Origin of the sequence: Roseisolibacter agri (assembly GCF_030159095.1) — a bacterium.
Taxonomy (GTDB): domain Bacteria; phylum Gemmatimonadota; class Gemmatimonadetes; order Gemmatimonadales; family Gemmatimonadaceae; genus Roseisolibacter; species Roseisolibacter agri.
On the sequence record NZ_BRXS01000005.1, the window covers coordinates 289,311 to 306,334 of the forward strand.

The 17,024-nt window shown below is 75.0% G+C and carries 16 protein-coding genes; 6 read left to right on the forward strand and 10 right to left on the reverse strand.

Annotation, left to right across the window (positions count from 1 at the left end; all coding sequences use genetic code 11):
• Nucleotides 1–6 precede the first annotated feature (6 nt).
• The 6 genes from rosag_RS16880 to pncA all read right to left on the reverse strand — a co-directional run bounded on the left by rosag_RS16880 (nt 7) and on the right by pncA (nt 5,941).
• Nucleotides 7–1,110 (reverse strand): NAD(P)H-dependent flavin oxidoreductase, encoded by a 1,104-nt coding sequence (locus tag rosag_RS16880; RefSeq protein WP_284351332.1) that lies wholly within the window; start codon nt 1,108–1,110, stop codon nt 7–9.
• Nucleotides 1,111–1,117: 7 nt separating this feature from the next.
• On the reverse strand, nt 1,118–1,636 hold the full coding sequence (locus tag rosag_RS16885) for a hypothetical protein (protein WP_284351333.1): 519 nt from the start codon (nt 1,634–1,636) through the stop codon (nt 1,118–1,120).
• Nucleotides 1,637–2,037: 401 nt separating this feature from the next.
• Nucleotides 2,038–2,649: a pentapeptide repeat-containing protein gene (locus rosag_RS16890; protein ID WP_284351334.1), complete on the reverse strand. Its 612-nt coding sequence runs from the start codon at nt 2,647–2,649 to the stop codon at nt 2,038–2,040.
• Nucleotides 2,642–4,405: a cation:proton antiporter domain-containing protein gene (locus rosag_RS16895; protein WP_284351335.1), complete on the reverse strand. Its 1,764-nt coding sequence runs from the start codon at nt 4,403–4,405 to the stop codon at nt 2,642–2,644. Before rosag_RS16895 ends, rosag_RS16890 begins: the two co-directional genes overlap by 8 nt.
• A 12-nt stretch (nt 4,406–4,417) precedes the next feature.
• The gene (locus rosag_RS16900; RefSeq protein WP_284351336.1) at nt 4,418–4,717 is read right to left on the reverse strand and encodes a hypothetical protein; all 300 of its coding nucleotides are present in this window, start codon (nt 4,715–4,717) and stop codon (nt 4,418–4,420) included.
• 570 nt (nt 4,718–5,287) lie between these two features.
• A complete protein-coding gene (gene pncA, locus rosag_RS16905) occupies nt 5,288–5,941 on the reverse strand; it encodes a bifunctional nicotinamidase/pyrazinamidase (protein ID WP_284351337.1) in 654 nt (217 codons plus the stop codon).
• A 91-nt stretch (nt 5,942–6,032) separates the two neighbouring features.
• Here pncA and cax point away from each other — a divergent pair, with 91 nt between their 5' ends.
• The 3 genes from cax to rosag_RS16920 all read left to right on the forward strand — a co-directional run bounded on the left by cax (nt 6,033) and on the right by rosag_RS16920 (nt 10,282).
• Nucleotides 6,033–7,124 (forward strand): calcium/proton exchanger, encoded by a 1,092-nt coding sequence (gene cax, locus rosag_RS16910; RefSeq protein WP_284351338.1) that lies wholly within the window; start codon nt 6,033–6,035, stop codon nt 7,122–7,124.
• 159 nt (nt 7,125–7,283) lie between these two features.
• The gene (locus tag rosag_RS16915) at nt 7,284–7,637 is read left to right on the forward strand and encodes a PadR family transcriptional regulator (protein ID WP_284351339.1); all 354 of its coding nucleotides are present in this window, start codon (nt 7,284–7,286) and stop codon (nt 7,635–7,637) included.
• A gap of 2 nt (nt 7,638–7,639) precedes the next feature.
• Nucleotides 7,640–10,282 carry an ABC transporter permease gene (locus tag rosag_RS16920; protein ID WP_284351340.1) on the forward strand — a complete coding sequence of 881 codons (2,643 nt, stop codon included), beginning with the start codon at nt 7,640–7,642 and terminating at the stop codon, nt 10,280–10,282.
• A 184-nt stretch (nt 10,283–10,466) separates the two neighbouring features.
• On the opposite strand, the gene rosag_RS16925 is transcribed toward rosag_RS16920, so the two are convergent.
• Nucleotides 10,467–12,146, reverse strand: coding sequence for a SulP family inorganic anion transporter (locus tag rosag_RS16925; RefSeq protein ID WP_284351341.1), 1,680 nt, complete (start codon nt 12,144–12,146; stop codon nt 10,467–10,469).
• Nucleotides 12,147–12,353: 207 nt separating this feature from the next.
• Here rosag_RS16925 and rosag_RS16930 point away from each other — a divergent pair, with 207 nt between their 5' ends.
• Together rosag_RS16930 and rosag_RS16935 are read left to right on the forward strand one after the other, a co-directional pair.
• Entirely contained in the window at nt 12,354–12,689 is a 336-nt protein-coding gene (locus rosag_RS16930; RefSeq protein WP_284351342.1) for a PadR family transcriptional regulator, read from the forward strand.
• Nucleotides 12,686–13,342, forward strand: coding sequence for a permease prefix domain 2-containing transporter (locus rosag_RS16935; RefSeq protein WP_284351343.1), 657 nt, complete (start codon nt 12,686–12,688; stop codon nt 13,340–13,342). Before rosag_RS16930 ends, rosag_RS16935 begins: the two co-directional genes overlap by 4 nt.
• Here the strand turns inward: rosag_RS16935 and rosag_RS16940 are convergent.
• The 3 genes from rosag_RS16940 to rosag_RS16950 are packed head-to-tail and all read right to left on the reverse strand — an operon-like array spanning nt 13,305 to nt 16,037.
• Nucleotides 13,305–14,315, reverse strand: a complete 1,011-nt coding sequence (locus rosag_RS16940) for an amidohydrolase family protein (RefSeq protein ID WP_284351344.1) — start codon at nt 14,313–14,315, stop codon at nt 13,305–13,307. The two genes, rosag_RS16935 and rosag_RS16940, sit on opposite strands and share 38 nt — an antisense overlap.
• Nucleotides 14,316–14,323: 8 nt before the next feature.
• A complete protein-coding gene (locus tag rosag_RS16945) occupies nt 14,324–14,899 on the reverse strand; it encodes a hypothetical protein (RefSeq protein WP_284351345.1) in 576 nt (191 codons plus the stop codon).
• Nucleotides 14,889–16,037: a sulfite oxidase gene (locus rosag_RS16950; protein ID WP_284351346.1), complete on the reverse strand. Its 1,149-nt coding sequence runs from the start codon at nt 16,035–16,037 to the stop codon at nt 14,889–14,891. Before rosag_RS16950 ends, rosag_RS16945 begins: the two co-directional genes overlap by 11 nt.
• Nucleotides 16,038–16,219: 182 nt before the next feature.
• Here rosag_RS16950 and rosag_RS16955 point away from each other — a divergent pair, with 182 nt between their 5' ends.
• Nucleotides 16,220–17,023 (forward strand): sulfite exporter TauE/SafE family protein, encoded by an 804-nt coding sequence (locus tag rosag_RS16955; protein ID WP_284351347.1) that lies wholly within the window; start codon nt 16,220–16,222, stop codon nt 17,021–17,023.
• Nucleotide 17,024 lies beyond the last annotated feature (1 nt).

The window sequence follows — 17,024 nt, forward strand, 5'->3', positions numbered from 1 at the left end:
CCAGGGCTAGCGCGCGAGCGCCTGCACGATCCGAGTCCGCTCCGCGACCAGCTCCTCCACGATCGCGCGCGCCGGCTGCTCCGCGCGCGCCAGCCGCAGCCCCTGGCCCGCGAGCATCGCCGCCAGCGCGGCGTCGTCGCGCGTGCGTGCCGCCGCGTACAGGTCGCCGCTGGCCAGCGCCTGGTGCGGATACGGCAGCGGCGACACCCCCGCGTCACCCGCCGCGGCGATCGCGTCCACCAGCGCGTTGCGCAGCGCGCGCGCGGGCCGGCCGCTGATGGCGCGCGTCACCGCGGTGTCCGTCTCACGCGCGGCGATCAGCGCGCGGCGGTAGGCGGGATACGCGCCGCTCTCGTGCGCGAGCAGGAAGCGCGTGCCCATCTGCACGCCGCCGGCGCCGAGGGCGAGCGCGGCGACCAGGCCGCGCGCGTCCATGATGCCGCCGGACGCCAGCACCGGCACGCGCACGGCGTCCACGATCGCGGGCACGAGCGCCATCGTGCCGACGAGCGGCACCTCGCCGTCGGCGCCGACCTCGAAGGTGCCGCGGTGCCCGCCCGCCTCCGCGCCCTGCGCGACGACGGCGTCCGCGCCGCGCGCCGCCAGCAGCTCCGCCTCCGCCACCGTCGTCGCGGCCGCGACGGCCACCGCGCCCGCCGCCTGCACGCGCGCGATGCGATCACCCGGATCACCCATCGCGAAGCTGACGATCGGCACGCCCGCGGCGAGCACGAGCCCCAGCTGCTCGTCGACGAGTGCGGCGGGCGGCGCCGCGGGGCGCGCCACGCTCGGCGGCAGCCCGTGCGCCGCGCGCAGGCGGTCGAGCACCGCGTCCATCGCCTGCGTGTCGCGCGGCGGCGGCGCGGGCGCGGCGAGCAGGAAGTTCACCGCGAACGGCCGCGTGGTGAGCGCACGCACGCGCTCCAGCGCGTCCTCCAGCTGCGGCGTCGTGAGGCGCGCGGCGGCCAGCGCGCCGAGTGCGCCGGCGTTCGACACGGCGGCCACCAGCTCGGGCGTCGTCCAGCCGCCGGCCATCGGCGCCTGCACGACCGGGTGGCGGATGCCGAACAGCCGCAGCAGCGCGGACTCGGCCGATGCGAGGGCGGTCATGCGCGGCTCACGCGGCGTGGTCGTCGTCGGGCGGCAGCACGTCGCGCTGGTCCCAGCGCGCGTCGTGCGCTTCCAGTCGCCGACGCTCGCGCGCGGCGGCGCGCGCGTCGGCGTCGGTGGACTGGCCCGCGGGCCGCGCGGCGCCCGTCGCGTCGCGCATGATGCGGAAGGTGTGCTCGATCCCCTCCATCGCCACCACCAGCCGCACGGGCAGCGCGGCGAGGTGCGGATCGTGGCGCAGCAGCCGGCGGAACGCCTCGCCGGCGCGGTGCGCCTCGCGCCCTTCCCGCAGCGGCGCGCCGTCCTCGCCGTGCAGCGTGCCGGCCGCGAACTCCAGGTCGTCGCCGGCCTCGTTCAGCGCCAGCTCGAATTGCGCGAACTCCACGGTCGGATGCGCCTCGAAGAACGCGCGCAGCGTCTCGCCGGCGTCGGCGGGCATGACCGTGGGCGCGGAGCCTTCGGGGCCCGCGCCCGCGAGGCCCGCGAAGGTCAGCGCGACGGGAAGCTGGGAGGGAGCGTCGGCCATGCGGGCAATCTAGGCCGCGCTCCGCGCGCGCGCCCGAGCCCTTTAACCTTCGACCTGTTGGAGGAATGCGGATGCTCCGGATCGGAGCGGATGCTTCGGATCGTCCCTCGCGGCGCCTACGTCCCACGCGCAACACGGAGCGATCCGCATGATCCGTCGCATCCGCAGCATCCGCATCCTCACCAATAGGCGAACAGGTCCGGTGCGCCGGACGTAAAAGGGCGAACGGCTTTGACAGGATTTGACGGATTGAACGGACAAGAGCGGATTTCTCTCCTCTGCCGCGCGTAGCTCCATGTGCCGCGAGGAGCGTACATCCGATCTTGTCCGCTTGATCCGTTGTAATCCTGTCTGCTTTTGTCATTCGGATCCGGCGCGCCGACGCTCGGACCCGCGACGCGTCACTCGGCGCGGATGTCGAGGCCCAGCGCCGCCGCGATCGCGAGCGCCTGCTCGTACGTCACGATCGCGCCGCGCAGCGCGACGTGCTCCGGCTCCACCGCCGAGAGATCGCTGCCGCGCAGGTCGCACCGCGCGAGCTGCGCCCCGCGCAGCGTCGCGCCCGAGAGGTCGGCGTCGCGCAGCGTCGCCCCCTGCAGGCGCGCGCCCGTCAGGTCCGCCTCGCGCAGCCGTACGCCGCTGAACGATGCCCGTCGCAGGTCGGCGCTCGGCAGCGCGACGAACGACCAGTTGCCGCCCGCGACCCGCAGCGCGTCGAACGTGCACCGCGCGAAGGTGCTCCCCACCAGCTTGCACTCGGTGAGGCGCGCGTCGAAGAAGTCGCAGCCGCTGAACGTGCAGTTCAGGAACGCCGCGTTCGCGTGCACCGACGCGTTGAAGCGCACGCCGCGGAAGGTGCACTCGGTGAACACCGCGCCCTCGTCGTGCACCTCGCTCATGTCGACGTCCACGAAGGCGACGCGCGTGTGCGCCTGCCCGGAGACGTCGCGGCCGCTCCAGTCCTCGCCGGACACGGTGACGTCCGTCGGCGCGCCGCGCGCGCGGTCAGCCATGCGCGTGCTCCACCGCGCCGCCGGCGAGCGTGCGCGCGGCGACCGCCTCCATGTCGTGCGCGACGCCGAAGCGCCGCAGCGCGTGCCGCGCCAGGCTCACCGCCAGCTCGCGCTCGCCCACCAGCGCGCGCGCCGCGCCGTGCGCCTCCAGGAAGCCGCGCTCCTGGTCGCTGTGCGTGCGCACCACGATGTCCACCTCCGGATTGAGCCGGCGCGCGAGCTCGAGGATCGCGCGCGCCTGGTACGCGTCGGGCGCGGCGACCACCACCAGCCGCGCGTGCTCCAGGTGCGCGCCCGCCAGCACCTCCGGACGCGTCGCGTCGCCGTAGATCACCGGCAGCCCGCGCGCGCGGAGCGCCTCCGCCGTCTCGCGGCTCTGCTCCACGACGAGGTACGGGATGCCGTGCCGCGCCAGCTCCTCCGCCACGGGACCGCCGACGCGGCCGTGCCCGATCACGACCGCGTGCTCGCGCAGCTGCGCCGCGTCCACGCCCGCGGGCAGCTCGGACAGCGCGCCGGCCGGGCGCTCCAGCGCCTCCGCCAGGCCGCGCCGCGCGCGCAACCAGCGGCCCGCCGGCTCCACCGCGCGGAAGACGAACGGGTTGAGCGTGATCGACAGCAGGGCGCCGGCGACGATCAATCCCTGCGCGTCCGGCGGCAGCAGGCCGAGCGACACCGCGAGCGCCGCGAGGATGAAGGAGAACTCGCCGATCTGCGCGAGGCTGGCGGAGATCGTGAGCGCGGTGTGCAGCGGGTAGCGGAACGCGAGCACGATCGCGAGCGACGCCAGCGTCTTGCCGACCAGCACGATCGCGACGACCGCCAGCACCGCCAGCGGCTCGCGCACGAGGATCATCGGGTCGAAGAGCATCCCCACCGACACGAAGAAGAGCACCGCGAACGCGTCCTGCAGCGGCAGCGCGTTGGTCGCGGCCTCGTGGCTGAAGTCCGACTCGCTGACGATCACGCCGGCGAAGAACGCGCCGAGCGCGAACGAGACGCCGAACAGCGTCGCCGCGCCCACCGCGATGCCCAGCGCGACGGCCAGCACCGCGAGCGTGAACAGCTCGCGCGAGCCGGTGCGCACCACGCGGCCGAGCAGCCACGGGATCGCGCGCCGGCCGACGACCAGCATCAGCGCGACGAAGCCCGCGACCTTGAGCAGCGTGACCGCGAGCGTCGCGAGCAGCCCGCTCGCGCCGCCGCTCCCCGCCCCAGCCGGCCCGGCGCCGAGCGCGGGCGCGAGCGCGGGGAGCAGCACGAGCGCGAGCACGGTGACCAGGTCCTCGACGATCAGCCAGCCGACCGCGATCCGTCCGTCCACCGAGCCGAGGATCCCGCGGTCCTCGAGCGCGCGCAGCAGCACCACCGTGCTGGCCACCGAGAGCGCGAGCCCGAAGACGAGGCCGGTGCCCCACGACCATCCCCACAGGTGCGACACGAGCGCCCCGAGCCCGGTCGCGACCGCGATCTGCCCGATGGCGCCGGGGATCGCGATCCGCCGCACCGCCAGCAGGTCGGCGATGGAGAAGTGCAGCCCGACGCCGAACATCAGCAGGATCACCCCCAGCTCGGCCAGCTGCGAGGCGAGGCCGGCATCGGCGACGTAGCCGGGAGTGAACGGCCCCACCGCCACCCCGGCCAGCAGGTAGCCGAGGATGGGCGGGAGCCGGAGGCGCGTCGCCAGCAGGCCCAGGAGGAAGGCGAGCCCGAGGCCCGCGGCGATGGTGGCGATGAGCGCGGTCTCGTGGGGCATCGGCCTCGGCGGTCAGCGGTGGTCGCTCGGACGGCGCGGCGCGAACGGCCCCTGACGCACCAGCATCACGAGGCCGAGCACGACCAGCAACCCGGCGAGGGCGAGCAGGGCGATCTGGAAGCGCCCGGGGAAGGCGATCACCACCAGCAGCGGCACGAACGCGGACAGCTCGACCGCGAGCCACGGCTCGCTGCGATACCAGGGCCACGACGTCGCGTCGGCGGCCGTCGGGACGAGCGTGGGGTGGGGCGCGGGCGCCGCGGACTCGGGCGTCGGCAGCGCGGTCGGCAGGGGGCGGGCAGGATGGGACATGCGGATCTCTCCAGGGCGTCCGGGGACGCGTCGAGGGGACCCCGGGGCGGAATGCGCCCGGGGAAGGGGATCGACGGAGGCCCTGTGGCGCGCGTGCGTGCGCGGCCCGTGGGAACGACACGCGGGCGCGACGGCGCGGAGGGCCCTCAGCCCTGGAGGGGCGGTGGGGAAGTACGGGAGGACGCCGCCGCGCGCGGCGGCCGCGTGCGACCCGGCCTGCGCGCGGGCGCGGACATCGACCGCGAAGGCGGCCTCACCCGAGAGGCGCGGCGCGGTCGCGAGCGCGACCGGCGGCGCGTGGCCCGTCGCGGTCTCGCCCCGCGCGGCGACGGCGCCCGTGACTGGCCGCGCGGCCCGCAGCGCTTCGCGCTCGGGGCGCCCGGTGCGGGCCTGCTCGTCCGCCGCAGCCGGCCGGTCCGCCGGCACCGCCGACCACGCCGCGACCGGCGACGACGCGGCCTCCGACGGACGGACCGTCGGGGCGGCGGCGAACGCGGTCAGCAGCGCGAGCCAGAGGGCGGTGAGGAGCGGCACGTCCGCAACCTAACCGCCCCGGCTCGCCGCGCGGCGCTACCGGAGGTCGTCCCCGGTCGCCGCGATGCGCACGCCCGCGCGCTCGAGCGCCGCCCGCACCGTGTCGTCGGACGCCGGATCGACCGGGCGCGTCAGCTCCCACAGCACCGTCGTCCGGAAGCCGGCCGCCGCCGCGTCTTCCGCCGTCCAGCGCACGCAGTAGTCGCGCGCCAGCCCGCACACCACGACCTCGTCCACGCCGCGCTCGCGCAGGTACCCCGCGAGCCCCGTCGGCGGGCGGCGGCCGGCGGCGTCCCAGTTGTTGCGGAAGCCGCTGTACGAGTCCACGTCGGGCTGCGCGCCCTTGCGGATCACGGCCGAGATGCGGTCCCACGGCAGCGCGTGGTGCAGCGCCGCGCCCGGTGTGCCCTGGACGCAGTGGTCCGGCCAGAGCGTCTGCGGGTGGCCGTGCAGCGTGATCGTGTCGAACGGCTGCCGGCCCGGGTGCGCGCTGGCGAACGACGCGTGGCCGCGCGGATGCCAGTCCTGCGTCGCCACCGCGAGGTCGAACGGGAAGCGCTCCAGCAGCGCGCGCAGCGGCGGCAGGATGGCGTCGCCGTCCGCGACGGCGAGCGCGCCGCCGGGGAGGAAGTCGGGCTGCACGTCGACGACGATCAGCGCGGTCGCGCCGTCGGAGCGGGGAGCGGTCACGGGCGGGTGGAGTGCGGGTCTGACTGTGGAAGCGGTCCTCCGCTAGAATTGCGCGACCCGTGCCGCCGTCCGCCACCCCACTCCCGCGCGCATGCCCGTCTGGCTGAAGGACAACTGGCTGCTCCTGCTCCTCGTCTTCGTGCCGGTCGCGCTCGTGCTGGAGCACGTCGTGCACGCGGCGCCGCTGGCGGTCTTCCTCGCGTCGAGCGCCGCGATCATCCCGCTCGCCGCGCTCATGGGGCGCGCGACCGAGCGGCTGGCCGAGCAGCTGGGGGAGGGGATCGGCGGGCTGCTGAACGCGACCTTCGGCAACGCGGCGGAGCTGATCATCGCCATCGTCGCGCTGCGCGCCGGCTACTTCGACCTCGTGAAGGCGTCGATCACCGGCTCGATCATCGGCAACGTGCTGCTGGTGTTCGGCGCGAGCGCGCTGTGGGGCGGCATCAAGTACGAGCGCCAGCACTTCAACCAGACCGCGGCGGGGCTCAGCTCCACGCTGCTCGTGCTGAGCGCGATCTCGCTCTTCATCCCCGCGATCTTCCACCTCATCGTCGGCAACACCGCGGCGGTGAGCGAGCGGACGCTGAGCGTCGAGATCTCGGTCGTCCTCATCCTCACCTACGTCGCGAGCCTCTTCTTCTCGCTGCGCACGCACAAGCACCTGTACGTGGGCGAGGCCGGCGACCACTCGGCCGAGCTGACGCACGGCGGCGGCTCCGGGCGCGCGGTGGCGCTGCTGCTGGCCGCGACGGCCGGCGTGGCGCTGATGTCCGAGCTGCTCGTGGGCGCCGTCGAGGCGACGGCCGAGAGCTTCGGCATGAACCAGGTGTTCGTCGGCGTGATCCTGGTGGCGCTCATCGGCAACGCGGCCGAGCACTCGTCGGCCATCCTGATGGCGTCGCGCAACAAGATGGACGCGGCGATCACGATCGCGGTCGGCTCGTCGATCCAGGTCGCGCTGTTCGTCGCGCCCGTGCTCGTCTTCCTCAGCTACGTCGTCGCGCCGCAGCCGATGGACCTCCGCTTCACGACGCTGGAGGTGGTGGCGGTCGGGATCTCGGTGTGGATCATGACGCTCGTGGCGCAGGACGGCGAGTCGCACTGGATGGAGGGCGTCCAGCTGCTGGCGGTCTACACGATCCTGGCGTTCGCCTTCTTCTGGCTGCCGGGCGGCGCGCACTAGGACCGACGGCGCGAACGGTTTTCGAACGAGGGGAGCGCCCGCGGTTCGGGTCGCTCCCCTTGCGCGTCTAAGGGAGTCCGTCGCATCCTCTCCCCTAGATCGGCAGAGGAAGGGGCCACGCTGGCCGCCCGTCCCCGCCGCCACCCGGGAGATCGCTTCGTGTTCACCAAGGACTCCGGCCTGCTGCAGGGCACCCTCGAGCTGCTCGTGCTCAAGACGCTCTCGTGGGGCCCCATGCACGGCTACGGCATCGCCAGCTGGATCGAGAGCGCCACCGGCGACGTGCTCCGCGTCGAGGAGGGCTCGCTCTACCCCGCGCTCTACCGCATGACGCGGAAGGGGTGGATCAAGGGCGAGTGGGGCACCTCCGAGAACAACCGCCGCGCGAAGTTCTACCAGCTCACGCGCGAGGGCGAGCGGCAGTTCCGCGAGCAGACCACGGGCTGGGAGCGCTTCGCGTCGGCGGTGACGTCGGCCGTCGGCTCGACGCGCGCGCCGGCCTGGGCGAGGTGACCATGCACCCCTTCCGGAAGCCGCCCCAGGTCGAGGTGGACGACGAGCTCGCGTTCCACTTGGAGCAGCGCGTGCGCGACTACGTCGCCCGCGGCATGGACCCGGCCGAGGCGCGCGCGAAGGCGCTGGAGCGCTTCGGCGACGTGACGACCGTGCGCACCGAGTGCACCCAGCTGCTGGAGGCCGACCGCCGCGCCGCCGACCGGCGCGACTGGTTCGACGACCTGCGGCAGGACCTGCGCTACGGCCTGCGCTCGCTGCGCCGCGCGCCCGTCTTCACGCTCCTCGCCGTCGTCACGCTGGCCCTCGGCATCGGCGCCAACGCGGCGGTGTTCGGCGTCGTGAAGTCGGTGCTGCTGGACGCGCTGCCGTACGCGAGCGCCGACCGCGTGATGCGCATGTACGGCCGCTGGGAGAACGGCACGACCGACCGCGGGCCGATGAGCGTCGGCACCATCCGCGACGTCCGCGAGCGCCAGCGCTCCTTCGAGTCGATCGCGGCGTTCGAGAGCACGCCGCGCGAGGCGGCGCTGATCGCGGGCGACGACCCGCGCGTCGTGAAGGTCGAGTGGGCGGAGCCCGCGCTCTTCACCACGCTCGGCGTCTCCGCCGCGCGCGGGCGCCTGCCGCGCGTCGAGGACGCGGAGTCCGACACCGCGTACAACGTCGTGATGACGCACGCGGCCTGGCAGCGGCACTTCGGCGGCGACCCGGGCATCGTCGGCGGCACGGTGCGCGTCAACGGGATCACGCGCACGGTGGTGGGCATCCTGCCGCGCGGCTTCGTCGGCCCCGAGGGCGCGGTCGACTTCTACTTCCCGCTCAGCTTCCGCGGCGCGCTGCGCGATCCGGTGCGCGTGTACGGACGCCAGAACTTCGGCATCGTCGGGCGGCTGCGCGCGGGCGTGACGCCCGAGGCGGCGGCGCGCGAGATCGCCGGCATCGCGGCCGGCATCGCGCGCGAGCAGCCGCGCTTCAACGCCGGCGTCAGCATCGTCACGATCCCCGTGCGCGACGCGCTGGTGGGCGACACGCGCACGCCGCTGCTCGTGCTGATGGCGAGCGCGGGGCTGGTGCTCGTCATCACCTGCGCCAACCTCGCCGGCGCGATGCTCTCACGCACGCTCTCGCGCCGCAAGGAGTTCGCGGTGCGCACGGCGATGGGCGCGGGGCGCGGCCGCCTCGTGCGGCAGCTGCTGACCGAGAGCACGGTGCTCGCGGTCGCCGGCGGCGCGGCGGGCGTGCTGCTCGCGCTGCTCGGCCTGCGCGCGCTGCGCGGGCAGGCGCTCGCGGCGCTGCCGTCGTACGCGGAGCTGACGCTCGACGGCGGCGCGCTGCTGGTGACGGCGCTCGTCGCGGTCGCGACGGGCGTCGCCTTCGGGCTCGCGCCCGCGCTGTCGGTGAGCCGCGGCGACGTGCAGGGCACGCTGCGCGAGGAGGGGCGCGGTGCCAGCGAGAGCAGCCGCGCGCGCTCGTTCCGCGGGCTGCTGGTCGCCGGCCAGATCGCGCTCTGCGTGAGCCTCCTCGCGGGTGCGGGCCTGCTGACGCGCAGCCTGCTCGCGATGACCGCCGCGCCGCTCGGCTTCGAGCCGCGGCAGCTCTTGGCCGCGAGCGTGCAGCTCCCGCTCGGCGCGCCCTACGGCAGCGCCGAGGGACGCGTGCGCTTCATCGAGGAGTTCGAGGCGCGGCTGCGCGCGCTGCCCGGCGTCGTCGCGGTGGGCACGTCGGGCGACGTGCCCACGCGCGTCGGCGGCCGCAACGGCGTGGCGCCGGAGGGCGCGCCGCCGCCGCCCGCGGGCCAGACGCTGCCGATGGCGCTGCACTTCACGGTCTCGGAGGACTACTTCCGCACGACGGGCGTGCCGCTGCGCAGCGGGCGCACGTTCGGCCCGCAGGACCGTCCGGACGGGCCGCCCGTCATCATCGTCAGCGAGGGGATGGCGCGCCGCTTCTGGCCGGGCGAGGACGCCGTCGGCAAGCGGCTGCGCCTGGGGCCCGAAACGGACGCGCCGTACTTCACCGTCGTCGGCGTGGTGGGCGACGTCGCGAACGACCCGACGAAGCTGACGCCCGAGCTGTCGACGTACATGCCGCTGCGCCAGCAGCCGTGGAACGGCCCGATCTTCCTCGTGCGCACGCAGGGCGACGCGGCGCCGCTGGCGGGCGCGGTGCGGCGCGCGCTCGCGCAGTACGACCGCCTGCTCCCGCTGCGCGAGGTCACGCCGATGGACGCGATCATCGCCGACGGGCTGTCGGGGCGCCGGCTGCCGGTGCTGCTCATGACGGCGTTCGGCGTGCTCGCGCTCGTGCTCGCGTCGGTGGGCGTGTACGCGATGTTCGCCAGCATGGCCGCGGCGCGCGAGCGCGAGTTCGGCGTGCGCGTGGCGCTCGGCTCGCGGCCGCGCGACATCGCGGCGCTGGTGCTGCGGCAGGGCGGGGCGTGGATGGCGCTCGGCCTCGCCGCGGGCGCCGCGGGCATCGTGGGCATCGCGCGACTGCTGCGCGGGCTGCTCTACGGAGTGGCGCCGTTCGATCCGGTGGCGCTGGGCATCGCGGTGGCGCTGCTGGTCGTCTGCGCGGCGGTGGCGCTGCTGGCCCCGGTGCGGCGCGCCACGCGCGTGGATCCTATCACCACGTTGCGCTGACCGCTGGGCGCGCCGGACCCGAACTGCAAGAGCAGACAGGATTACAGGATTAGACAGATTTACAGGATTACGCTCCGCGTGGCGCGAAAGACCATCTCGCCACGCGGAGCGTAATCCTGTAAATCCTGATGATCCGTTGTAATCCTGTCTGATGCAGTTCGGGTCCGGCGCGAAGGAGCGTCGGCTAGTGCGCGCCGCCCGCGCCCGCCGGTGCGGGCACGCCGACCAGCCGCAGCGCGATCCCGCGCGCGCGGGCATTCGCGTCGAACTCGTGCAGCAGCTCGATCACGTCCGGGTCGATGTGGCGCGAGCGCGTCGCGTCCACCGTGACGTGGCTGCCGGCCGGCAGCGCGTGCAGCGCCTCGTTGATGCGCGCCTTGTTGAGGAACGTCACCTGCTCGGCCAGCGTGAGCTGCACGCGCTGGTGGTCGGCCGACTCGTCCACCTCGTACGAGTACGCGTGGCTGAAGTCGTCCTTCAGCACGAAGAAGGTGCCGACCGCGAGGCCGATGCAGATGCCCACCAGCAGGTCGGTGGCGAGGATCGCGCCGACGGTGACGACGAAGGGCACGAAGTACTTGGGCCCGATGCGCCACGCGTCGCGGAACAGCTTCGGGTTGGCGAGCTTGTAGCCCGTGAAGAGCAGGATCGCCGCGAGCACCGCGAGCGGGATGCGGTTCAGCAGCCCCGGGATCGCGACGACGGCGACCAGCAGCAGCGCGCCGTGCAGGAAGCTCGAGCGCCACGTCCGCGCGCCGGCGCCGACGTTCGCCGCGCTGCGCACGATCACGCCCGTCATCGGCAGCCCGCCGACCGCGCCCGCGACCATGTTGCCGACGCCCTGCGCGAGCAGCTCGCGGTTGGCCGGCGCGCTGCGCTTGTACGGATCGAGCTTGTCGGTCGCCTCGAGGCTGAGCAGCGTCTCCAGGCTGGCGACGATGCCGATGGTGAGCGCGACCCGCCACACGGCCGGGTCGCTGAGCGCGCTCCACTGCGGCAGCGTGATGTGCGACGCGAGGTCGCGCAGCGACTCGGGCGTCGGCAGCGAGACCATCGCGGCCGCGGGGAGCGCGAAGCCGGGCGTGAACGCGCCCAGCGCCGCACCGGCGACGCCGAGCACCACGACGACGAGCGCCGCGGGCACGACCTTGCGCACCTTCGCGGGCGCGATGCGGTCCCAGAACGCGAGCACGAGCAGCGCGCCGACCGACAGGATCACCGCCAGCGGACGCATCGCGCCCGCCGCGCCCAGGATGGCGCCGAGCGAGCCGCCGCCGCCGCTCGCGGGATCGGTGTTGTCGAGCCCCGCGGGCGCGATGCCGGCGCCGAACGCGTACGGGAGCTGCTTGAGGATCAGGATCAGGCCGATGGCGGCCAGCATCCCGCGAATCACCGACGACGGGAAGAAGTAGCCGATGATGCCCGCGCGCACGACGCCCAGGCCGACCTGGATCGCGCCCGCGAGGACGACGGCGACGAGGAAGCGGTCGAACGAGCCCAGCTCGGCGATCGCCGCGATGACGATCGCCGTGAGGCCGGCGGCAGGGCCGCTCACCATCAGCTGCGAGCCGCTGAGGGCCGACACGACCAGCCCGCCGACGATGCCGGTGACGAGCCCCGAGAGCATCGGCGCGCCCGAGGCGAGCGCGATGCCGAGGCAGAGCGGCAGCGCGACGAGGAAGACGACGATCCCGGCGGGGAGGTCGTAGCGCCACGTGGCGCCGAGGCTCTCGTCCAGCTGGGAGGAGCGGTCGGGCGGCCCCACGGGGGCCGGGCTGGGCTGCGGGCGCTCGGGCGGCGGCGGCAGCGGGACGGCGGGCGTCCCTCCGTGCGGCGCGCGCGGCGCGCGGGACGGGGCAGTCATCGGGCGGCGCTTCCCTATCGATGCGGGTGAGCCCCGGGCGAAGTGGGAGCGCGTCCGGGGCAGTGCGACGCAGGGTACGCAGACCGTCCCGGACAATCTGTCGGACGGCGGCGCGACGTGTGTACGACCTCGCCGTACGCGCGTGTACGGCGCGCCGCGCGGCGGTCGGCTCTTGCGGCGCGATGATTTGTTCTACAGAATAAAACCATGTCCGCCCCCGTCCTCGGCCCCCTCGAGCTGGCCGTCCTCCTCGCCGTCGCGCGCCTGGGCGACGACGCCTACGGCCTCGCGGTGCGCGGCGACGTGTCCGAGCGCACGGGGCACGACTACTCCGTCGGCGCCGTCTACACGACGCTGCAGCGCCTGGAGGAGAAGGGGCTCGTGTCTTCGTGGACCACCGCGCCGCAGCCGGTGCGCGGCGGGCGCGCGCGCCGGAAGTTCCAGGTCACCGCGGCCGGCGCGCGCGCCCTGCGCGACGCGCGGCGCGTCGCCGCATCCGTCTGGGCCGGCGTCGGCCCGAACCCGCATCCGGAGCCCGCATGACCGCGTCCCCGCGACTCGCCGAGCAGCTCCTCGCGTCCCTCGGCGCCACCGCCGGCTTCCGCGACCCGCTGCTCGGCGATCTGGCCGAGGAGTTCGCGCGGCGCGTCGCGCGCGACGGCGAGACCGCCGCGCGCCGCTGGTACCGCCGCGAGGCGCTGCGCACCGCGCCGCACCTGCTGTACGACGGCCTGCGCCACCTGCGCGCGAGCGACGTCGTGCACCTCGTCGGCGTCGTGTTCACCGCCTGGGTGCTGCTCGGGGCGCTGGTGGCGCTGGTGGCCGTGCCGCTGGCGGGCGTGGTGCTGCGGGGCACCGGTGTCGAGCTCGCGTCGGTGCTCGCGCCGGGCGCCGGGCGGCTGCCGTGGCAGCACCCGGTGCTCGCCGCCGTGATGCTGGAGCTCGCGACGCTCGTCGCGCTCGCGGGCGGGCGCATCGCCGGCGCGCTGTACGGCCGCGCGCCGCTCGTGGGCGCCCTCGCGCTGGGCGCGACGTGGACGACGCTCGGACTCGTCGCCGGCACGCTCGGCGGCGGCATCCCGCTCTGGTATCGCGCGGCGGCCAGCGTGGCGACGCTCGCCGGCGCGACGCTGGGAGGGCTGCTCGCGGTGCGCGCGCTCAGCGCGCGTGGTCGCGCGCGATCTGCTCGGGCGTGAGCCGCAGGAAGCGCGCGGCGTTGTGGTAGAGGATGTCGCGCTTCTGCGCCGCCGTCAGGAACGGCGCCCGCTCGATCGTCTCGATCGCCACGCCGATCGTGCCCGGCCAGATCATCTGGTCGGAGCCCCACAGGATCCGCGACGCGAAGCCCGCGTCCACCAGCTTCCGCAGCTGCGCGTAGAAGTGCGCGCGCGGCGTCCCCCAGTTGTTCTGCGCGACGTCGACGTACACCTGCGGGTGCGAGAAGAGCAGCGCGATGGTCTCGTCCACCAGCGGGGACCCGAAGTGCATCACGTACACGCGCAGCTTCGGGTGGCGCACCAGCACCTCCTCCAGCTGCAGCGCGCTCGTGAGCCGCGCACGGTACGGCGAGCCGCCCAGCACGTGCGGGCCGCCCACCGGTCCCTCGCCCAAGTGCACGCCGACCGGGATGTCGAGCTCCTCGGCCAGCGCGAAGAACGGCTCGTACACCGCGTCGTCCACGCGGCGGCCGTCGTACTGCGGACCGACCTCGGCGAACAGCTGGAGGCGCCCCTCGGCGTGCAGGCGCCGGAAGTCCGCGGGCATGCGCGTCCCCTCGGCATCGAAGTAGGTCGCCGGCACGATGCGGTCCGGCGCGGCGGCGCGCCACGCGCCCACCCGCTCGACGGTGCCGGTGGTGACGGCGCGGACGATGTTGTAGCGCGCCAGCATCGCCAGCGATTCGCGGAGCAGCGCCGAGTCGCTGGCCGCCGGCGGGACCGTCACCGCGCAGCGCGCCAGCTGGCGGGCGAAGGTGATCGGCTCGCGCGGGTCGACGGGCAGCCACTCGAGCGGGCCGGCGTTGGTGCAGGCCGGGAAGCCGCCGCCGTAGTCCGCCAGCGCGTGCGCGTGCAGGTGCATGTCGATCACCGGCGCGCCGCGGCGCTGCGCGAGGGCCGGCGCGGCCGACGCGAGCAGGAGGAGCAGCGCGCGGCGGAGCGCGTTGCGCACCCGCCGACTCACGGCGGCACGGGCCGCGTCTGCGGGCCGGGCGCGAGCGGCGGGAAGTGCTCCGCCAGGTACGCGACGAGCGTGGGCTGCTGCTCCTTCGGCAGCGGCGCGCCCCACCCGACCATCTGGGTGACGGTCTTGTTCCAGCCCGCCGTGTCCTTGTGCTGCTGCGTGAGCATCGTGGCCGAGTGGCAGGTCAGGCACGCGCCGACCACCAGCTCGCGTCCCGCGCCCGCGGGCAGCGCCTTCAGCGACTCGCGCTCCTCGCGCGCCGCGCGCGCCGTCACCGCGTCGGAGAGTCCCGGGGCGAGCGACGCGAGGTGCGCGGCGGCCACCAGCGCGGCCGTGTCGGTCGCGGCCACCGTGCCGTACGCGGAGGTGAAGCCGGGCGACGGCGGCGCGTAGGCTGCACGCGCGGTGTCGGGGCGCGCGGCGGCCGCGGCGCCGCCGGCCGAGTCCTTCGCGGCGCCGGCGTCGCGCGCGTCGGAGGTGCAGGCGCCGCAGGCGAGCGTCGCCAGCGCGAGCCGCAGCGCGGCGGAGCGTGCGCGTTCACGCGAGCGGTCACGCGAGCGATCACGCGACATGGATCGTCACCCGGTGCACGACGTTGTTGGCGAAGCCGCCCGGGTTCACCTCGGGCTGCATGGGCTGCGTCGCGCCCGACGCGTCGGTGGCGCGCGCCATCAGCGTCGCGTCGCCCGCGGTCACGTCCACGTCCGCCTCCCACGAGCGCCACGCGCCCGGCTGCTCGGTGCCCAGCAGCCGCGCCGCGCGCCAGGTGCGGCCGCCGTCGGCCGAGACGTCGACGCCGCGGATGCCGCCGGAGCCGCTGCCGCTCCACGCCTGCCCGCGCATCGTCACGCGGCCCGCGCGCACGCGCGCGCCCTCCAGCGGTGAGGCGACGACCGACTTGGGGCGCAGCGCCGTGACGCCGCGGCCGTCCGCGTAGCGGTAGCCGTTCTTCATGTAGAAGTTGTCCGACTCGACCGGCATCGCGTGCACGTGCGTCAGCCACTTGGTGGACGCCATGCCGTACCAGCCCGGCACGAGCAGCCGCAGCGGGCCGCCGTTGTGCAGCGGGATCGGGCCGTCGTTCATCGCGTACGCCACGAACGCGCCGTCCAGCCCCACCTCGCGCGGGATGCTGCGCAGGAACTTGGGGACCGAGCCCGCCGGCGCGCGGTCGAGGCCTTCCATCCAGAGGTGGCGCGCGTCGGGCCGCAGCCCCGCGCGCTCGAGGATCGCGGCCAGCGGCACGCCGGTCCACGTCGCGGTGCTGACGGCGCCGTAGCCCCACTGGATGCCCGACGTCTTGGGGAGCCCGAACAGGCCACGCCCGTTGCCCGCGCACTCCAGCGTCACCGGCCGCGTCACCGCGCCGGGCATGCGCCGGATCTCGTCGAGCGTCAGCGTCACCGCCCGCTGCACGCCGCCGTCGATGGTGAGCGTCCACGTGCGCGGCAGCCGCGCGGGCGGGCCGAAGTGGCTGCGCACGTAGTGGTGCGCGATCGCCGTCCGGAAGTCGGCGAGCGCCGCGATCGGCGCCTCGGCGTCGAACGCGCGCGCGTTGCGAATGAGGACGTCGCGCGCGTTGGCCGCGCCGGGCGGCTGCAGCGCCGACAGCTGCCGCACGAGCGACGGCACGAGCAGCGCGCCACCCGCCACCGTGAGACCGGCCGCGAGCAGCTCGCGGCGCGTGACGAGGTCCGGCCGGTCGGACATGTCTGCGACCTGGGATCGAGGAGACGGGAGCGTGCGACGGTGGATGCGCGGCGCGCAGCAATGTGACGCGGGGACAGGCGCCCGCCAGGGGCGCGGACGCACGGCCGCGCGTTGACGCGGCCGCCGCCGCGAGGCATTCTACTGGTTGGTTGAACATTCCGTCGAACCCCTCACCACACACGATGCTCGCGCTCGGGCTGGCGCTGGCGACGCTGATCGGCCTCTCGCTCGGCCTCCTCGGCGGCGGCGGCTCGATCCTCACGGTCCCGGTGCTGGTCTACGTGCTCGGCTACGCGGCCAAGCCGGCGATCGCGATGAGCCTCCCCGTCGTCGGCGTCACGAGCCTCGTGGGCGCCGCGCTGCACTGGCGGCTCGGCAACGTGCGCGTGCGCACTGCGCTCGCCTTCGGCGTGCTGGCGATGCTCGGCGCGTTCGCGGGCGCGCGGCTCGCGGGACTCCTCGCGGGCGCGGTGCAGCTGGCGCTGCTCGCCGTCGTCATGCTCGCCGCCGCCGTATCGATGCTGCGCGGCCGCCACGACGACGCGACCCTCGATGCGCCGCCGCGCCTCGCGCTGCTGGCGCCCATCGCGCTCGGCGTCGGCGTGCTGACGGGGCTCGTCGGCATCGGCGGCGGCTTCCTCGTGGTGCCCGCGCTCGTGCTGCTGGCGCACGTGCCCATGCGGCAGGCCGTCGGCACGTCGCTGCTGGTGATCGCGATGAACTCGGCCTCGGGCTTCGCCGGCTATCTCGGCACCGTGTCCGTCGACTGGAGCTTCCTCGCCGGCTTCACCGCCGCCGCCGTCACGGGCGCGCTCGTGGGCACCGCGCTCGCCGCGCGCGTCCCGCAGGCGGCGCTCAGGCGCGCGTTCGGCGTCTTCCTGCTGGCGATGGGCACCTTCGTCCTCTACAAGAACCGCGGCGCGTTCGCGGGCGCCGCCACCAGCGTCGCCGCGCCGCGCGCGTCCTCCGACTCCACCCGAGCCTGAC

What these genes read in the sequence shown, in the direction of transcription:
- rosag_RS16880 (WP_284351332.1), bottom strand. Translation starts at nt 1,110, where the DNA reads ATGACCGCCCTCGCATCGGCCGAGTCCGCGCTGCTGCGGCTGTTCGGC.
- rosag_RS16885 (WP_284351333.1), bottom strand. Translation starts at nt 1,636, where the DNA reads ATGGCCGACGCTCCCTCCCAGCTTCCCGTCGCGCTGACCTTCGCGGGC.
- rosag_RS16890 (WP_284351334.1), bottom strand. Translation starts at nt 2,649, where the DNA reads ATGGCTGACCGCGCGCGCGGCGCGCCGACGGACGTCACCGTGTCCGGC.
- rosag_RS16895 (WP_284351335.1), bottom strand. Translation starts at nt 4,405, where the DNA reads ATGCCCCACGAGACCGCGCTCATCGCCACCATCGCCGCGGGCCTCGGG.
- rosag_RS16900 (WP_284351336.1), bottom strand. Translation starts at nt 4,717, where the DNA reads ATGTCCCATCCTGCCCGCCCCCTGCCGACCGCGCTGCCGACGCCCGAG.
- cax (WP_284351338.1), top strand. Translation starts at nt 6,033, where the DNA reads ATGCCCGTCTGGCTGAAGGACAACTGGCTGCTCCTGCTCCTCGTCTTC.
- rosag_RS16920 (WP_284351340.1), top strand. Translation starts at nt 7,640, where the DNA reads ATGCACCCCTTCCGGAAGCCGCCCCAGGTCGAGGTGGACGACGAGCTC.
- rosag_RS16925 (WP_284351341.1), bottom strand. Translation starts at nt 12,146, where the DNA reads ATGACTGCCCCGTCCCGCGCGCCGCGCGCGCCGCACGGAGGGACGCCC.
- rosag_RS16930 (WP_284351342.1), top strand. Translation starts at nt 12,354, where the DNA reads ATGTCCGCCCCCGTCCTCGGCCCCCTCGAGCTGGCCGTCCTCCTCGCC.
- rosag_RS16935 (WP_284351343.1), top strand. Translation starts at nt 12,686, where the DNA reads ATGACCGCGTCCCCGCGACTCGCCGAGCAGCTCCTCGCGTCCCTCGGC.
- rosag_RS16945 (WP_284351345.1), bottom strand. Translation starts at nt 14,899, where the DNA reads ATGTCGCGTGATCGCTCGCGTGACCGCTCGCGTGAACGCGCACGCTCC.
- rosag_RS16950 (WP_284351346.1), bottom strand. Translation starts at nt 16,037, where the DNA reads ATGTCCGACCGGCCGGACCTCGTCACGCGCCGCGAGCTGCTCGCGGCC.
- rosag_RS16955 (WP_284351347.1), top strand. Translation starts at nt 16,220, where the DNA reads ATGCTCGCGCTCGGGCTGGCGCTGGCGACGCTGATCGGCCTCTCGCTC.